This window comes from Paraburkholderia sp. C35 (assembly GCF_003121405.1).
Classification (GTDB): domain Bacteria; phylum Pseudomonadota; class Gammaproteobacteria; order Burkholderiales; family Burkholderiaceae; genus Paraburkholderia.
Map to the genome: position 1 here is coordinate 20,819 of NZ_QBUY01000009.1, position 15,638 is coordinate 36,456.

Annotated in this window: 13 protein-coding genes; 1 reads left to right on the plus strand and 12 read right to left on the minus strand. The window is 55.0% G+C overall.

What is annotated here, in order from left to right; genetic code table 11:
• Positions 1-813: 813 nt before the first annotated feature.
• From DK391_RS08275 to DK391_RS08315, 9 genes are all read right to left on the minus strand, one after another.
• On the minus strand, positions 814-1,443 hold the full coding sequence (locus DK391_RS08275; RefSeq protein ID WP_162600734.1) for a hypothetical protein: 630 nt from the start codon (positions 1,441-1,443) through the stop codon (positions 814-816).
• 69 nt (positions 1,444-1,512) lie between these two features.
• Positions 1,513-2,076, minus strand: coding sequence for a hypothetical protein (locus DK391_RS08280; protein ID WP_162600735.1), 564 nt, complete (start codon positions 2,074-2,076; stop codon positions 1,513-1,515).
• A gap of 47 nt (positions 2,077-2,123) precedes the next feature.
• Entirely contained in the window at positions 2,124-3,335 is a 1,212-nt protein-coding gene (locus tag DK391_RS08285; protein ID WP_162600736.1) for a hypothetical protein, read from the minus strand.
• A gap of 546 nt (positions 3,336-3,881) precedes the next feature.
• On the minus strand, positions 3,882-5,162 hold the full coding sequence (locus DK391_RS08290) for an MFS transporter (protein ID WP_239482757.1): 1,281 nt from the start codon (positions 5,160-5,162) through the stop codon (positions 3,882-3,884).
• Between the two features lie 342 nt (positions 5,163-5,504).
• Entirely contained in the window at positions 5,505-6,431 is a 927-nt protein-coding gene (locus DK391_RS08295) for a 2-dehydropantoate 2-reductase (RefSeq protein ID WP_109477527.1), read from the minus strand.
• 13 nt (positions 6,432-6,444) lie between these two features.
• On the minus strand, positions 6,445-7,524 hold the full coding sequence (locus DK391_RS08300; RefSeq protein ID WP_109477528.1) for an isocitrate/isopropylmalate family dehydrogenase: 1,080 nt from the start codon (positions 7,522-7,524) through the stop codon (positions 6,445-6,447).
• A 101-nt stretch (positions 7,525-7,625) separates the two neighbouring features.
• Positions 7,626-8,537 carry a LysR family transcriptional regulator gene (locus DK391_RS08305; protein ID WP_109477617.1) on the minus strand — a complete coding sequence of 304 codons (912 nt, stop codon included), beginning with the start codon at positions 8,535-8,537 and terminating at the stop codon, positions 7,626-7,628.
• A gap of 94 nt (positions 8,538-8,631) precedes the next feature.
• Positions 8,632-9,456 (minus strand): hypothetical protein, encoded by an 825-nt coding sequence (locus DK391_RS08310; RefSeq protein ID WP_109477529.1) that lies wholly within the window; start codon positions 9,454-9,456, stop codon positions 8,632-8,634.
• Between the two features lie 293 nt (positions 9,457-9,749).
• Positions 9,750-10,199, minus strand: a complete 450-nt coding sequence (locus tag DK391_RS08315) for a hypothetical protein (RefSeq protein WP_109477530.1) — start codon at positions 10,197-10,199, stop codon at positions 9,750-9,752.
• 161 nt (positions 10,200-10,360) lie between these two features.
• On the opposite strand from DK391_RS08315, the gene DK391_RS08320 reads away from it, so the two are divergent.
• Complete coding sequence (locus DK391_RS08320; RefSeq protein WP_109477531.1) at positions 10,361-11,470, plus strand: TraB/GumN family protein; 1,110 nt, start codon at positions 10,361-10,363, stop codon at positions 11,468-11,470.
• Between the two features lie 271 nt (positions 11,471-11,741).
• Here DK391_RS08320 and DK391_RS08325 read toward each other — a convergent pair whose 3' ends face one another.
• The 3 genes from DK391_RS08325 to DK391_RS08340 form a co-directional block, all read right to left on the minus strand.
• Positions 11,742-12,494, minus strand: coding sequence for a hypothetical protein (locus tag DK391_RS08325; protein WP_109477532.1), 753 nt, complete (start codon positions 12,492-12,494; stop codon positions 11,742-11,744).
• Positions 12,495-14,035: 1,541 nt separating this feature from the next.
• Positions 14,036-14,989 (minus strand): TraB/GumN family protein, encoded by a 954-nt coding sequence (locus DK391_RS08335; protein ID WP_162600737.1) that lies wholly within the window; start codon positions 14,987-14,989, stop codon positions 14,036-14,038.
• Between the two features lie 4 nt (positions 14,990-14,993).
• Positions 14,994-15,485, minus strand: a complete 492-nt coding sequence (locus DK391_RS08340) for a TolC family protein (protein WP_109477534.1) — start codon at positions 15,483-15,485, stop codon at positions 14,994-14,996.
• Positions 15,486-15,638: the final 153 nt, after the last annotated feature.

Here is a 15,638-nt window from a genome sequence, read left to right on the forward strand (position 1 = left end):
ATCTGCGAAGGCGGATATCTGACTCATAAGAGCGCCGGCTCCGAGTACTGAGGTGGCTGCGGCGGCACCTGATGACTTCAAGATAATCCTGCGTTTGTTGTTAATTGCCATTCTAGTCTCCTCAACTCGTGGTCGGAAAAACGGTTACTGCTAGCTGGGCAAACGGCTTGAAATGCGAGCGTCTGCGTAAGGCAATCGCGAAGGGGGCAAGCGCTGTCCTTCGGCGTTCGCGTGCGATGAAAGGTAGGTCTCGCGCGCCGGGCTGAGACTGTAGCGAACGGGGCAAAGCCGTGGTTGTGCGCGAGTATAAGAGCCAGATACCGGACCAAGAAAGGCACTGCTGCGAACGCTCTTTTCGCGTTCGACGAAGTCCGGGTAAACGTTATCGCCGTCCGTGTGAACTTGAAGGTATCGCTGATTACGTTCGATTATCGGAAAGCGACAAGCAACTCCCTAGACCGAGCAAAGCGTTTCCCAACGTGCTCGATGGCGTTGTTCACAGTGGCTGTTCGATCGACTGACCGCACCTGGTCGTCCTCCAAGTGACCCGCTAACGACCATTTAGCGGTCTATATGCAGGAGGAGTTTCGTCAGATGTCCGCGCGGTCTTGCTGCGATAGTGGTCCAAGATTCACAAATACGCATCAGCGAGGTATCGAGGAATCCTCGGCAGAGCAGGATGCGCGAGTCGATAACGACGTGCAAATAAGGTCAGCGGTTTCGCAGATATTCGCGCTGGATCGTGAGCGGGCATGCAGACCACGGTTGATACGTTGATGCAGGCTACGATGGCTTCCTCGACAGCAACCGGTGTCAAAAGGGGATGACTTCTTCATGGTCGTAGTCAGGCGAGTCAGAAATGTCATCATCAGCGGTTGCCTCATCTTCACTGATTACCATTGCTCGCCGGATAACCACTGGTAGGTGGAACCTATCGACTGGCTCGGTCTGTGGCGTCGATGCATCAAAAAAATGACGGGATTGAGCGCTCACTTCATGACGCCACATTTCCCCCTGAAGTGCCTCTGAGGCGGGGACAACGTCGAGAACCGGCCGGTCATCGAACAGATACAGCAAAAGGTATCGGCTGTCTGGCTTTGCTGCGCCCAATGTATGCTTTTCGAGCAAGACTTGGCCCGTCCGTAGTTGGAGGTAAGCTGTACCTTTCCCATCATTTCGCTCCTGCAGAACAATTGCCGTTGGCGGTTCAATCGATGGAGGAGCTGCGACCGAATTGATTCCCGGAAGGGCGATAACAATACACTGTTCGTCGGTGTCTAAATCAGTTCGATTGAATATCTCGCTTGCAGTGGTTTTATACGAAGAGGGCTCTTCAGCTTGTCGACAGTCCTCCATAATTTCCAACGCCAGTTCTTCGTTTAGGTCGTCCATTCCGAGAGGGATGGTTAACAAGGCGGTACATTCGTTCACAACGGTGTTCATGGAGTATTTGTTACCGTAAAATTTGGGTTGTAGGCGAAATCGGGCACACACTACGACGCGCGTCTGTGCTTACGTGGCTTGATTGGCCGAATCGACGGAGCTAACCGGTGTTGCTGTTTCTTCGGCAGGTTGTTGTCCGGGCGAAGAGTCTAGTAATCGAACGAAATTTAAGATCTTTTCTGCTGCTCGGAACGCTTTTGTATCGTCGAGTGGCGTAATTACCCCGCTTGAATCCAAGTAAGCACATAGCCACTCGAATATGGCTTCCGTGCTGAGAGGGCGTGCTGAAGGAGGCATACGCAGGATGTCCTCAGCAAAGCTCTCATTTACAACCCGGTCATTCAGTTCCTGGGTTATCTTTACCCTGACGCCAAGTGGGCCGTTTTCGACGGATGTCATGGCTCGTCGCATCCAGTCGGGGCACGCAATCGCTAGTGCATCGAGAACCATCTGTTTGGAGAAGCTCTCCCAGAAATGTGGTACCGGGCGATAGACGCGGTCCAGTGCTAAAGCAATCTGGTCACGAGTCGGTTGCCAGGACTCATTCATGAGATTGGTGAATTGTGACGCGAGAGAAGCGACAGCCGCATCGTAGAATGTTTGGTTGGCGGCTTCGAAAATATCATTCGACATTTTAAACTCGGTATGGACTAGCCGGCTTTGGTCAGGGTATCTCATGCTTATCGCACGAGGTTGATGAGATTTCGCTTCAGTGATGTAGGGATAAATCCGCCATCGTGCATTCCGTTGATTTTCGCGATGCTGGTGAGCGGGTGTCGGCCGGGATAGTGCCGGACCGATGCGTCTTCACTGAACAGCGCAAGCAGCTCGGCGAAGTGATTGAAACGATGGACTACCAGACAGCATTGCTTGGAGCCGATATACAGTAAGGCCCGCTCGGTGCGAGCAGTTTTCAGAAAATCGATGGCGTGCTGAGAATCAAGGTAAAGCAAATTGTCTGCGAAACCGAAGACAGGCAAAGGAATCCCGTGCGGATTGTCGGACACGCGTTGAAGGTTGATGTCCCTTTTGCTCAGGCGAGCCAGATATTCGGTCTTGAAGTACGCATCGTCGACGGTCACCGCAAGACACACGCGCTCACTAGTCGCTGTTGCCAGTTCTGCGGGAAGCGCAGTGCGGTCAAGGATATATGCCGTGTTCGTGCTGAATGTCGTCGCTCTAATCTCGTCAATGAGTTTGGACGATTCTGAGGTCGAAGCCATGTGCGGCGTCACTTTAGTATCCCGATGGAGATAAGTGCGACCCTTCAAGATTTTCAACATTTCGTTCGCTGCCATTTCCGTCGCCCATGAGCCATATCCTGGTGCGCGGAGGTACTCTTTCTCGACGTGGTAGACATCATCATCTTCCTCGTCGTACCAACCTTCGAAGTGACCCTGCTGGTCGTCATCGAAAAACCCGCTGTCCTGGTGCATGTACAGATAAGTCGCAGCGAGCTGGGCGGCCTCTCCTTCGTGCATCATGACTTGGTCGATATGTGCAGCTTTCATTCTGCGTACGTTTAGTTCCACCCTGCTCATCAAACCAACAAGGCTAGAAACTCTTCGCTCCAGGTGTTCTTTTAGATCTCGATTCGCGATGGAAATGGCCAGTTCTGGTTCGTCCATCTGAAGCCAGAGAAAGAGATCGTTGGTATCGATCGAGTTCCAGAAGCTAAGCGTCTGGCATTCCCACGTCTGTGCGAGAGCTTTGAAACAGTAGGCTGTGGCGCGTTCGACGAGTTCGACGCTCCTGTTGCTTTCTGCGAGCGTGAATGTCCGATAAGCGTTCTCGCTCAACCATTCAGGGCGAGGAGGGGGCGAGATCAGGGAATATGGTTTGCAATCGGCGTAAATTTGATGGTTACTTGTTGTTGAAACATAGGTCGACATTTTAAATTCGCTGTAAATTGGTATTTGAAACAAATCTATAGCGTCGAGAATATATGGCGAAACCGGGATTTGCAATACGTTGAGTTAAATATCCAAGTATTTATACATAATCTAAAATTAAAATGAGATGATGAATAAAAATCTATATTTCGCGGCGGCGGAAAATGGGATATGGTTATTTAGGGAGCGAATTTTTTCGGTCCGCTCTGAGCGATAGAGGCTAGATATTTGCTGGGAGCAGGTCGCCAATGGTTGGGCGACGCCTGTCGGGGGAGAGAAAAAACAAGGCTGGGTTACCGCAGTATTGCGGAGCGCGGCGTCGCCGCCATTTGCAACGCTATGCAGGTTCTTCAGGCTTAGGGCCTGGCGCCTGCGAACACGTGCCGACCGTCTTCCGGCTCACGACGCGCCGGTTCGACCGCGTGGCTAGGCCGCTTGCTTCATGTATCCCTCTTCGAGCGACTATTGGCGCGTCTCGGATGATGGCCCATCGAGCCTGGGCTCGATGAGCAATGCTTACCCGGGATGGTTGACACAAATTCGACGCTAGATGTCCTTCATACGGAGCTCTTTTGGGAACACCCAGATTGCAATCGCGACGCACACAAGGCTAAGAGCGACGATCGTATAGAGCGCAGGCGTGGTGCTGCCAGTCATGTCGCTGATACGTCCAACCATGACCGGACTGACGATGCCACCCAATTGTCCGATCGAGTTGATAAGTGCGATGCCACCTGCTGCGCCCGCGCCAGTGACGACCTTCGGCGGTAGAGTCCAGAATGCTGGAATGGTGGTCAACATTCCTACGCCAAGCACAATCAGGGCGATCGTCAGCGCAACAGTGTTGTGGTCGAAAATCCCTGCTCCCAGGAACCCGATGGCAGTCAGTAGCATGCAGCCTGCAAACGTCATGCGGCGGTTTCCGGTGCGATCTCCCAGCCGGCCCATTATCAGCATGGCGATGCCGCCGAACAGATACGGAAGCGCGGTCAGCATGCCGATTGTGGTCGCGTCACGCACTCCAGAGGTGCGCAGAAGTTGCGGCATCCAGAAGTTCATCCCATATGACGCGATCTGCACGAGGAAGTACGCGAGCGCCAGTACCAGAAAGGCCGGCGACTTCAATGCCCCCAAAAACGAATGGCTCACGACTTTCTTCGCGTCGGCGTCGAGCTTCGAACGCAGCAGCGTTTTCTCTTCAGCGGTCAGCCAGGTCGCGTCTTCGACCCGGTCATCGAATCGGAACAGCACAATGATGCCGAGCAGAACGCAAGGCAATCCGCCGATAAGGAATATCCAGTGCCACGCGGGGATTCCTGCAACGCCGTCAAAATGGCCCAGAATGAAGCCGGATAAAGGTGCGCCAAGGACGCCCGAGGCGGCGAGTGCGAGAAAAAGAAGCCCGGTCACACGCCCTCGGTGTTTCGCAGGGAACCATGTCGACAGGTAGTACAGCACGCCCGGAGCGAAACCCGCTTCCATCGCACCGATGATGAAACGCGCAATGTAGAACGTTGTCTCTGAACGGACGAACACCATGCACGCTGTGGCGAGTCCCCATGAGACCATGATGCGTGCGATCCACTTCCTCGGCCCGACCTTGTAGAGGAACAGATTGCTCGGAACTTCGCAGGCGACGTAACCAACGACGAAAAGCGCTGCACCGATACCATATGCGGTATCGCTCAGCGCAAGCTCTTTTTGCAGATGGAACTTCGCGAAGCTGATATTGATCCGGTCGAACCACGCGAACAGATAGCAGACGATGATCAGCGGGATCACGCGAAGTTTGACCTTCAGCATGAGCGCGGACTCGGCATCGCGCATATTCGCGCCTCCTTCCAATGCCCTATTGATAAGCATGTGCTTCCCCTTATGTCTCAGTAAAGGGCAGATACCGCACGCGCTATTGCGCGCAGCGTCCGTGACGTTAAGCCCGGGTGATCCCGGTAGATATCGGTCGACGTCAGTCAGTAACGCCCGGGGCGTCCTGTCGAACATGACGCGAAGGCTCTAGGTCGATTGGTGGCTCATGAGTGTCTCCATAAATGTTCTTTTTAGTTGTTGTTGGATGCAGGGGTATGGGCATGCAGCCCGAGCCACATACCCACGTTATTCTTTGGGATCACTTCACTCCCGCTCTCCGCGTCAGGGAGAGGGGAACGTTGATCATTCGGTGAATCCTGCTTCTCGCGCCTTGATGATCGCGACCACCGTATCGTTCACCGGCGTGGGGACGCCATATTTGCGCCCCTCGCGCGAAATCGACCCGTTGATGGCCTCAACCTCGCCACGGCGACGGAGGTTGTAGTCAAGCAGCATCGATGGGCGTGCGTTCGGGATCTTGCTGCCGAGCTTGCGAATGTGCTCGATGGGGTCACCCACGTCCAGACGGATGCCAGCAGCTTTCGCCACGGCGATCGCTTCTTCAGCGGCTCCCTTCGCGACGCTCCAGGCGCTGGGATTTGCCATCACTTCACCGATGGTCATGCCCGTTGCACAGGTCGTCCCAGAGAAGGCGACGTTCATGATCAGCTTCTCCCACACCATCTGATCGAGGTCGTCGAAGATTGCGACCTTGAAGCCGGAGGAACGCCAGATTTCAGCGGATGCTTCGAGTTCCTCGCGCGGCAGACCGCGGTATGCGCCGAACCGAATCATCTCCATGCCGTTGTGATGCGCGTGGCCCGGAGCACGGATGGACGCGCCGAATCCACCGACAACGCCCACAGCAACCCGGCTGTCGCCGAGGATCGCAGCAGCCTTTTCCGCAGAGCCCAGTCCATTCTGGATCGTTTGCACCACCGTCTTCGGCCCCACAAGCTGCTCGGACGCGCGAGACGCTGCTTCGATATCGAATGCCTTTGTGGCGATGATCACGAGATCGCAGACACCGATACCGTCCGTGGTCGTGCTGGCGTGGATCGGAACAGTGCGATCGCCGCTCGCACCTTCAACGCGCAAACCCTTTTCCTGCATTGCGGCGACATGGTCGGGCCACAGACAGATTGCATGCACTTCGTGACCTGCGCTGACCATCAATCCGGCATAGACGGAGCCCATTGCTCCGCATCCGACAATTGCTACCTTTGCCATGATCGTGCGCTCCTTAGCTGTTCAGCGCGTCGACGATCGACTGCGTGACGCTTTCCGTGTTGCCATTGCCGCCGATATCGGGAGTACGTGGGCCGGATGCAAGAACCTTTGCCGTTGCCTGACGAATCGCAGCGGCGACCTTTTCGCAACGCGGATCGTGCTGCTGCTGAGCAATCCATTCGAGCATCATGGCGGCGGACAGGATCGTCGCGACCGGGTTTGCGACACCGTTGCCAGCGATGTCCGGTGCGCTACCGTGGCTCGGCTGGAAAATGCCGTGCTTGAGGCTAACGTCGCCCGAGGGTGCCACGCCGAGACCGCCAACAACGCCAGCAGCGATTTCCGAGGTGATGTCACCGAAGACGTTCTCGGTGACCACGACGTCGTAACGCTCCGGGTTGGTCACGAACATCATCGAACCCGCGTCGATGTAAAGTCGTGCTGTTCCGATGTCCGGGTGGCGCTCTGCCACTTCATCGAACACCTTGCGGAGGAATGCATTGCTGCGCAGCACGTTTGACTTGTCGAGCAGCGTGACGTGACCGGGCGTGCCGTGCGAAGCGCGGCGCTGTTTCGCCTGTTCGAAAGCGACTTCGAAGAGCTTTTCGCTGGTAGCGCGGGTGATCGTGAGGCGATCGCTGACGGCTTCGTCGCTCGGTTCCTGCTTGTCGTGACGGCCCGCGAACAGACCTTCAGTCGTTTCACGGATGACGAGCATGTTGACCTTCTCTGCCTTCACGCGGGTCGGGACGCCCGGAAACAGTTCGCAGGGGCGCAGGCTTGCGAAGAGACCATAGCGCTCACGCAAATCGATCTGCGGCGCGATTTCCGTGCCGTCTGCCTTGCGAACGGTGGGCAGGCCCATCGCGCCGAGCAGGACCGCGTCCGCCTCGCCAACGGCCACTGCGTCTGCTTCGGCCATCGATTCGCCGGTGCGCTGGTAGAGATTCGCGCCAGCTTCGTAAGTCTTGTACGACAGCTTGAGGTCTTCGTTTTTGGCAGCAGCGTTCAGGACGCGAACGGCAGCGTCGACAACTTCAGGGCCGATACCATCACCGGGCAGCAGCGCGATTTCATAGAGGGCTTTGCTCATCATTTGTCTCCACGAGGTTTGGTGTGGATCGAATGATGGCGAAATAGCCTCAGCCCGTGAATTACTCTTTGGCGAGTCAGCCGTAACGAACCGTTATGGCTCTATTTATTTTTTGTCCGTCTGGAGGCCGCTCTGGTTTGCAGGTGAGTGACGAGCGCTTCGGCTGCCGGGGAAAGGCTTTCGCGGTTTCTGATGGCGATCCCAAGGTGGCGATGCGCCCAAGGTTCCGCCAGCGGCACCTCAGTGACACCGAGGCGTTTGACGAACAGCTTCGTCAGATTTCGAGGGGCGATGGCGATCCCTAGCCCCGCCGAGACCATCAGGCAGAGCGCGTCGTAGCCGGTCACCTGAATCCGAAGCCGGAAGTCCTTTTGAAGACGGTTTGCGACTTGGGTCAATTGTGTGTTGATGGCGCTCCCGGTGCGTAGGCCGACAAAATCCCACTCCAGCGTTTCCTCGAAGCGCACGCTCTTGCGGCCAGCCAACGCGTGGTCGCTACGAACCACCACGCTCAGTTCATCTTCCTCATAGGGAAGCGTCACTACAGCCTCCGCGTGCGCCTCGACGGTGAAGATACCAACGTCCGCCGCATTCTCGGCCACGGATCGAAGTGTCACGAGGCTATTGCGCTCCTCAAGCCGGATTTCCACACCAGGATGATCGCCGAGAAACGTCGCGAGATCATCCGAAAGGAACTGCGTGATCGCGGAGATGTTGGAAAAGACGCGCACCTGCCCGCGTGTGCCCGACGCGTAGTCGAGCATTTCCTTGTGTATGTCATCCAGATAGTTGACTGCTCGACGCGATAGGTTTAGCAGCGCATATCCCGCCGCTGTGGGCTCGACGCCCTTGTGGTGTCGGGTGAGCAACGTCGTACGCAAGGTTTCCTCAAGCGCGCTGATCCGCTTGCTCACGGCAGGAGCCGCAATGTGCTCTCGCTCAGCGGCGCCCGCAATGCTGCCTTCCTCAACAACCGCGATGAACAGGTTCAGAGAAACGGGGTCGAGCTTCATATTTGCACCAGCACCATAGAAATGCAGCACATGGTAAAGCATCGGGATATGCCGGAGAAAAGGCGTCGGGGCAGTGCACACTGCCAGTGTTGCCTTATGGGCGCGCTACCGCTGCTGCCACGGCCGCGCCAAACTTTTTATTAAGGTCGTGCTTCCATCGGTCAGGAAGGGTAAATTTGGCGATACCGTCGACGCCAACGGACTTCCCAAACACTCTAAATACTATTTCTCCCTTTTCCCGTGGGTCCGCGAATATCGACCACTCCGGATATTCGCGAGTGTATGTTTTCACCCGATTCTGAACTGTCACCGAGAACCCAAGCTCCGTCAGGCGTACCTCGGCCCAGGCAAGGCTGGTTGCATCGCGGAGTCCACGAAAAGTAGATAACCCTTCTTCCATAAGCAGGGCTGGGCCGTTGGGCGCCATTCGGTAAAGTGTTTCCAACCCCCGACGGAACTGAACAGTTTCGACAGAGGATGTAAGCCGTTCGTCTACTGCCGATCGGAACCGAGTGGCCCAGTGATCTTTCGCGAGCGCAAAAGCAGCCTTGCTGACCACGCACTGACGTCCGTTGCCGAGACCGAATATGTGACGACGCAACCCGTCGGGAAGCAAGAACCCGTCGTCGTTCGGACGAGGGCTGCCTTCGCCGCAAAGTGGGCACATGGCTCGCTTGCCGAATGAAACGGTGATATTTGGTAGCGGTTTGGCGTGGTCAATGATGATCTGTACGACTTCCTCGCGCCACTGATGTGCCTCGTCGCGCGACTCTACCGTGTAAAAGCCGGTCAGGGCGGCCTGCAAAGGCGCAGGCATCAAACTCAATATCGCTTCTCTCGCTGCAAACAGTTCGTTTTCGAGCCCGCGCACCCGTTTTTCAAGCATAGACGAGGATTTTTGGTTTTCGCTAAGGGACATGCGCTGTTTTCGTTCGTTCTACGGGGTATTGATAGTACCGTGTGGCACGATATCAAAAATAGAATCCGCCACCGACATCAGATTCTGAGTTTAGCGTGTAGATGAGGCTAGTTATCGGTCGTCGCTCGTGCTTTATCTTCTACTTGTCGCTGCTGTGCAGATTTTGAGGAGCGCAGAGACGAGACTTAGCGTCTCAACAAAAAACATCGATGCTTCGTTTTGGGCGCATGCTCTACTTGCAAACAAAGCAGCCCTGCGCCCCTATTCTTGTCGCCGGTTAGACAGGAAGACGCCTATTTCGCTGCGGTGAGCTGCTTCCACTCCTGTTCGCAGGTGGGCATCTGCTTTCTCTCTTTCGCAGTTAAGCCTTCGTCATACTTCAGATACGTGCGGCACTTTGCTTGCCACTGTTTATGGGTAACCGCACTAATGTCGAAATGCGGATCATCCTGTTTCATGCGTTCATAGTGAGTCGGCGGTGCCTGGACTTCCATGTTTCCGGTGAAGTCTGGCACTCCCGTGTTTGGCTGCTCATGAGCGACGATTTCCTCTGCGAACGCGTCACAGTTGACCTGATACTGGGTATCGGTTACAACTTGCTTGTCTTTCTCGCGCTCACAAAACTGGGCGATCTCCCGTTTGTGCGCGTACGCTTTTCCTTCAGGCGTCTGTTCGTGCGCGTATCCAATGAACATAACAAGTACAAACAGAACAATCGGAACACCAAGAATCCACTTCCACATTTCCCTGCCTCGAATATATTAGGAATTTAATAGGTCTCCAGCGGGCTAAATGATAACGTCAATCGAGTCGACCATGTTTGATGTCGATTCACTAGACGCATGCGAGCGAAACGCATAGTCTGCTGTGCGAATACACAATTGCGACAAGTCGGAGGCAACTCATGCAACGACCGCAGCACGGGCTAGCAGTTTTCGGCCTTGACATTCGACTGACGACTACTGCGATGCGACTTACCGGGCGCATTGCCGTGATCACCGCATGCGTCATGCTTGCTATGGCGACGATGAACCTCGCGCACGCCCATTCCTTTGGCCGCAAGACGAGAGGCGAGAGTACATCACCGAGTAACAACGTTGCCCTGATGGTGTGGACTGCAACGTTGGCGGACCATCCCACCTTGCTGCTGGTCCCGACCATTCATCGTCTTTTATTCGACGATCCTCGGATCGATACATCGCTTAAAACACTGGTTGATAGTGTTCAAGCAATCGTACTCGAAGCACCGCTGAATCCGCCGCCAGCGCAAATGGCAGGGATGCTTAGGCGCTATGGCGTATATCCGACGAGCGACAATATTACGAATCACGTGAATGAGATAACTCCCGAGCGGCTTGCGCGATGCGCGCGGCAAAGTGGACAAGGTGTGTTGAATTTTTTCCAGCTGAAACCGTGGCTGGCGGCATTGGCGGTGATATACAGAGCGAAAACTTCGGATACCAATGCTCCTGAGGCCGGGGTACCGCAAATGTTGAACTACGAAGGCATCGACCAACGGCTGGCAGCGATAGCCGCGACCAAGAATATGCCACTCATCTATCTGGAGACGGCCGAACAAGGTATCAAGGTGTATAGCGACATGCCGTCAACGGCCCAGGAAGCGATGTTGATAGGGTCATGCGAAGACCTTGCAGGTGTACAGATGCCTGGCTCAATTGATCTTGGTGCACTAGAGGACGCATGGGTCTCGGGAAAGGCCGAACGGCTGGAGCGGTTGATTATCACTCGTGACCCGAAGGAGTCGGACGCATACTACACTGCGGATCAGTACATCTTTCGCGCCAACACTGACCTATTTGCAGCTGCATTGGCCCGTTACGACTATTTTCACGGCAAAGGACCGATCCTTATCGCGGTTGGTGCTGGCCACTTCTTCGGTTCTGGTTCGCTTCTCGAGAGATTGCGTTCGGTTGGCTATACAATTTCTCCACCGCGAGGCGTCACCACGACGCACGGAATGGCAATTCCTGTAGTTAACAACTCGTTGCTGTAGCCGGGTCGCTTAAAATCTATGGGCCGGCTTCGACTGACCGACGGTGGCCGTTCAGCCCAGTCGCGGAGATCATTCGTGACGCGCGCATTGCACGAAAGGCGCGGTTCGACCCGTTCCGGCCGGTCAGCATACTCAAGTCGAAAGTCCCTATTAAGTGTCGGTCCTTCGTCGAGGCCTTGGCGAAATATCGTTTCAAGTTCGGCGAGCGAGAAAAGGCCGTCGACTGATCGCCCCTCGTAGTTCTCCACGCACTCCATGACAGCTTCATAATTCAAGAACAGACTTGGTCTTGAGTCGACGCCTGCACTGGTGTGAGAATGCCTTTATTGATCATTTCGGCATATGCACTATCTGGGACCAACCTTTCGCCGGCCGAGACAGCCTTGTACAAAGCTAAGAACCACAGATACTTCTCTTTGTGAGCAGGACTCTCCTCCATGAGCATGCGTGCTCGATTCTGCGCAGATACGCCCCAGTATGGCGTAAACGGGTTGACTATATTTCGGTCTCTGAAGTGCAGGACAGGGGTTTGATACTGACCGTGGCTAAACCTTGGAACCCAGTACCCGATATCCAATTCGATATCATCGGCAAGAACCACGGCTGGAACACCGACCATCCCTTCGATTTTGACGGCCCTTACAAGGGCGTCGCTGACGACCATCATATGATCACCTCGCCGTCTTTCCCAGTATTTCCCGTATGCGATTCCGCCCCGAAGCATCAAGTTTTCGGTAAGCGCGATAAACCACAGGATCTGTACTGCGCTAAGCAGCGGAAAAAGCTCATCGGAGGTCAATAGGATCGCATCCGAATACATCGTCATACGGACGCTACCAAAAAGTTGGGGCTCTAGGCGTTCTCCAAACTGACGATAGACCTTCAGAGTCTCCTCGAAGTCGGTCGCAATTTTGTTCGAGAATCCAAGTATGTCGCAGAAAGCCACATACTTCGTGGAGATCTCTTCAACCGCGGCAACCCCCTCCGTCAGCTTTGGTACTGCGATTTCTTGTTGTCCTTCCACTTAACCTCCGGAAGTTAGCCAGATATTTGAGTGCCGATCTTACAAGCAATCCAGCAGATTGCAGAACGGGGAGCCGCCTGGATGGCGGCACAACAAGCTGCCGGCGCTCCTGACCGATTTTATGCGCCTGTCGGCTCGACGTAAGCCGTCGCTTAAAACAGCGATTTATGTTCTCCGCGTATGTGCGAGTTTGACTCGCCTAACAATCGCATTTTTTCATGCACGCCTTTAGAATCCCACTTGCAATGCGGCATGGATGCCATTACTGGTTTAACGTGCTTATTCAATGATCTGAAAGGACTCTGTAGACAATCTTCTCGTTGTCAGCCTGCCGGACGTCAATTTTGAAATTCTGAAAACGAATTTGGGATGAACTGCTCAGATCGTACTTCATAGCCTGATAAAACGCTGGTGCAGCGTATCCACCGCGAAACTCCCTGTACGAGACGTCAATAGTCGCACCCGAGCGTCCACCGTAGATTAGTTCCCGCCTCACGAAATCTTGCGAATATACTTTCGTTTCCTTCCAACCATCGGGCGAGTTCAACACACCAACCCACCGCCTGACTATCTCAATCGAGCCGCTCTGGTCCACGAGGAATGAATCGCCGATCGTTGCGGTACGTTCGACCCCTACCGAATACGACTTGTAGTATTGAGACTGAACCACTTGCGACGCACACCCGGATAAGATGATTCCGCAGACAGCTACGAGCACTGCGCGCGCGATGATGCGTTTCTCCACCATACTTTCCCCCAAGAAAATAGTGCGGCAATTCTTATTGGCTATCGAAGACAGTCATTTAGTGAGCGCCTTGCACAATGGCGTTATCGGTCGAGGTGTCGATGTTCTCGAGTCCGCACAAACCCGAAGCATCGCCGCATCTGACGGACCTCTGTCTAAGGCAGCTTCGGGTCGCGCGTTTCAATCGGCTGTCCAGCCATTTGAATGATAGCTTCCTATGTTTCGCGAGTAGCAACTATTGTCCGTAACTGGGCATTCATTTGCTGGAAAGCCCCTCATGTCGTTTGTGCTTCACCGGGTCGTCACCGAAACAACCTGATGTTCTGAGCTGGTGAACGCTGGAGAAGCGAGGATAGGGGCGTGGCTCATGCACCGGGCACCGAGCGACTTATTAGTTCTTATTGTGATTTTGACGTCAACTCGTGCTTCTCAATTGTGATGGCTCTGGCGGCGCCCCGGACAATACGCACCGCTACGAACGATGGTGTTACGTGGCGCGACACGGCACGTTTTCTCCCGTTTTCCCACCGTACGTTGAGGTTGCGCCGATGACGAGACGAAAGTGCCTTGAGAGTCACATTGCAGTGTCATCAGCGCATCGACTATCAGGGCGCAGTTCAACTAGAAAACTTGCTTTATGCCCGGATCGGTAATCGACAACCCACCGTCCTGGCTGAGCGCACAATTATCTAACCCCTCCAGGCTCATTCTGCGCATGACGTAACAACTAGTCCTCCTCAGGCTCGCTCTTCGTGAGGCTTTTAGCGGTCAGCAACGATTGGGATTCCCGGAAGCATCACTTTCCTTCCGCTGGAATTTCAGGGTATTTGTCGAGTTCAATGCGGCGAACGGAGTAGCCAGCATCTTCCAGTCGGGGCAACATTGAAGACGGTCCGACCAGATGACCTCCGCCGGCACCCACAAGAGTGGGTCCTTTCATGGACTGGATGCGCTCACTCAATAGGGCGGCCATCAGGAGTGATGTTCCGTGTGCATAGGTAAAATCGCTGACTTGTTTAAGCTCTGGCACGTCGCCGGGCTCCATGGGTCTTTCAGCATCGACGGTGAGAGCCTTGACGTCGCCCTGCCTCCAGTCATTGGCCAGGTCTTGGATGAGCTGGTTGTCCATAGTTCTGTCGAACCGTTTGCAGGATTCCAGAAGTTCAATATTCTGGAGGCGGGGAGGCAAGGCTGCCCGCCACTGCATATCCTCTTCAATGGTCAGCAGTGCGGCGAAGTTCCTGTGCGCAGCCCGCGCGTCTTGTCCTACTCGAATCTCGAATCCAGTGTAGGCTGGCGGTGCCTTCAGGCGATTTGCCACGAGGACCGCCAGTGCCCACGGCTTGAGGCGCGTAAAAACGGAATATGGTATGTGTGCCTTCTCAGCACAGACGTGCAATGCATCGAGGCTGGCCACGTCGAAGTAGTTCTCGAGGCTGTCTGACGGGGGATACACCTCCATTCGCGTGACCGCATCCTGTTCGGCTTGGGTCGGGTTTCTTACCGGTGACTCGATCACGACGGAGTTTGCCCGCATAATGGCCTGACGCAGCACAGCATCAATATCCTGTGCCGGGTCTGGAAGAATGTGCAAGGTCGGCATCAACAACAAGACGGGCCGCCCAGGCGCGGACGCTTCCCAGAAGACCCCCTCGTCAGCAGATGTAGGCTTCGTAACCATCGCGCATAAAGCCAAGGCGAGCATGAGAACGAACCGCGAACCAACTAACCGTAAACTGCTCTTCCACATTCGCTCATACTCCCGGTGAAACGTCCAGCAAACTGTTAAGCTGCTGCACGTCCTCTTCATCAAGCTGGCCAGTTGAGTCCTTCAGCCGGACGCCCCACATCAGCGCTGCAATACGTGCTTCGATATAGTTACGCTGCTGGGAATACAACCGGTCTTCTGCTGCCAAGACATCTGAATTCAGGCGTACACCGTTGCGGTACGCCTTGACGTTGAACTCGACCGAGGTTTGAGCTGAATGCACAGCCTGCTCAAGGGCTGCAACCCGGGTGCGCCCACCCTCATACCCCAGAAAGGCTTGCTGAGCCTGTTGCGTGGCATTTTGCCGGGCAACTTCGAGGTCCGCCGCCGTGTCTTCCAGCGCAAGATTCTCCCGCGTCCGGCTATGATTCGACAACCCATCGAACAGCGGGATGGTAATCTGAATCCCGATTTGCGCGGAGGAGGCAGCAGGGCCGCCCGTGATGAAGTTATCCTGTCCGTTGATGTAGTTGGGCATTGCCTCGGCTGAACGACGCGATAGCGGCTACGGACGGCAACATTGAATAACGGGTCTTCAAGGTATGCGTATGTGCGCGCGCAACTTGAAGCTGCTGGATTCTTGCGTCAAAATCATTCTCTTGCTGTTTGCGCCCATGCCCACGCCTGCAAC

Coding starts and splice junctions, on each gene's coding strand:
- DK391_RS08275 (WP_162600734.1), bottom strand. CDS start 1,443: ATGAACACCGTTGTGAACGAATGTACCGCCTTGTTAACCATCCCTCTC.
- DK391_RS08280 (WP_162600735.1), bottom strand. CDS start 2,076: ATGTCGAATGATATTTTCGAAGCCGCCAACCAAACATTCTACGATGCG.
- DK391_RS08285 (WP_162600736.1), bottom strand. CDS start 3,335: ATGTCGACCTATGTTTCAACAACAAGTAACCATCAAATTTACGCCGAT.
- DK391_RS08290 (WP_239482757.1), bottom strand. CDS start 5,162: ATGCGCGATGCCGAGTCCGCGCTCATGCTGAAGGTCAAACTTCGCGTG.
- DK391_RS08295 (WP_109477527.1), bottom strand. CDS start 6,431: ATGGCAAAGGTAGCAATTGTCGGATGCGGAGCAATGGGCTCCGTCTAT.
- DK391_RS08300 (WP_109477528.1), bottom strand. CDS start 7,524: ATGAGCAAAGCCCTCTATGAAATCGCGCTGCTGCCCGGTGATGGTATC.
- DK391_RS08305 (WP_109477617.1), bottom strand. CDS start 8,537: ATGAAGCTCGACCCCGTTTCTCTGAACCTGTTCATCGCGGTTGTTGAG.
- DK391_RS08310 (WP_109477529.1), bottom strand. CDS start 9,456: ATGTCCCTTAGCGAAAACCAAAAATCCTCGTCTATGCTTGAAAAACGG.
- DK391_RS08315 (WP_109477530.1), bottom strand. CDS start 10,199: ATGTGGAAGTGGATTCTTGGTGTTCCGATTGTTCTGTTTGTACTTGTT.
- DK391_RS08320 (WP_109477531.1), top strand. CDS start 10,361: ATGCAACGACCGCAGCACGGGCTAGCAGTTTTCGGCCTTGACATTCGA.
- DK391_RS08335 (WP_162600737.1), bottom strand. CDS start 14,989: ATGTGGAAGAGCAGTTTACGGTTAGTTGGTTCGCGGTTCGTTCTCATG.
- DK391_RS08340 (WP_109477534.1), bottom strand. CDS start 15,485: ATGCCCAACTACATCAACGGACAGGATAACTTCATCACGGGCGGCCCT.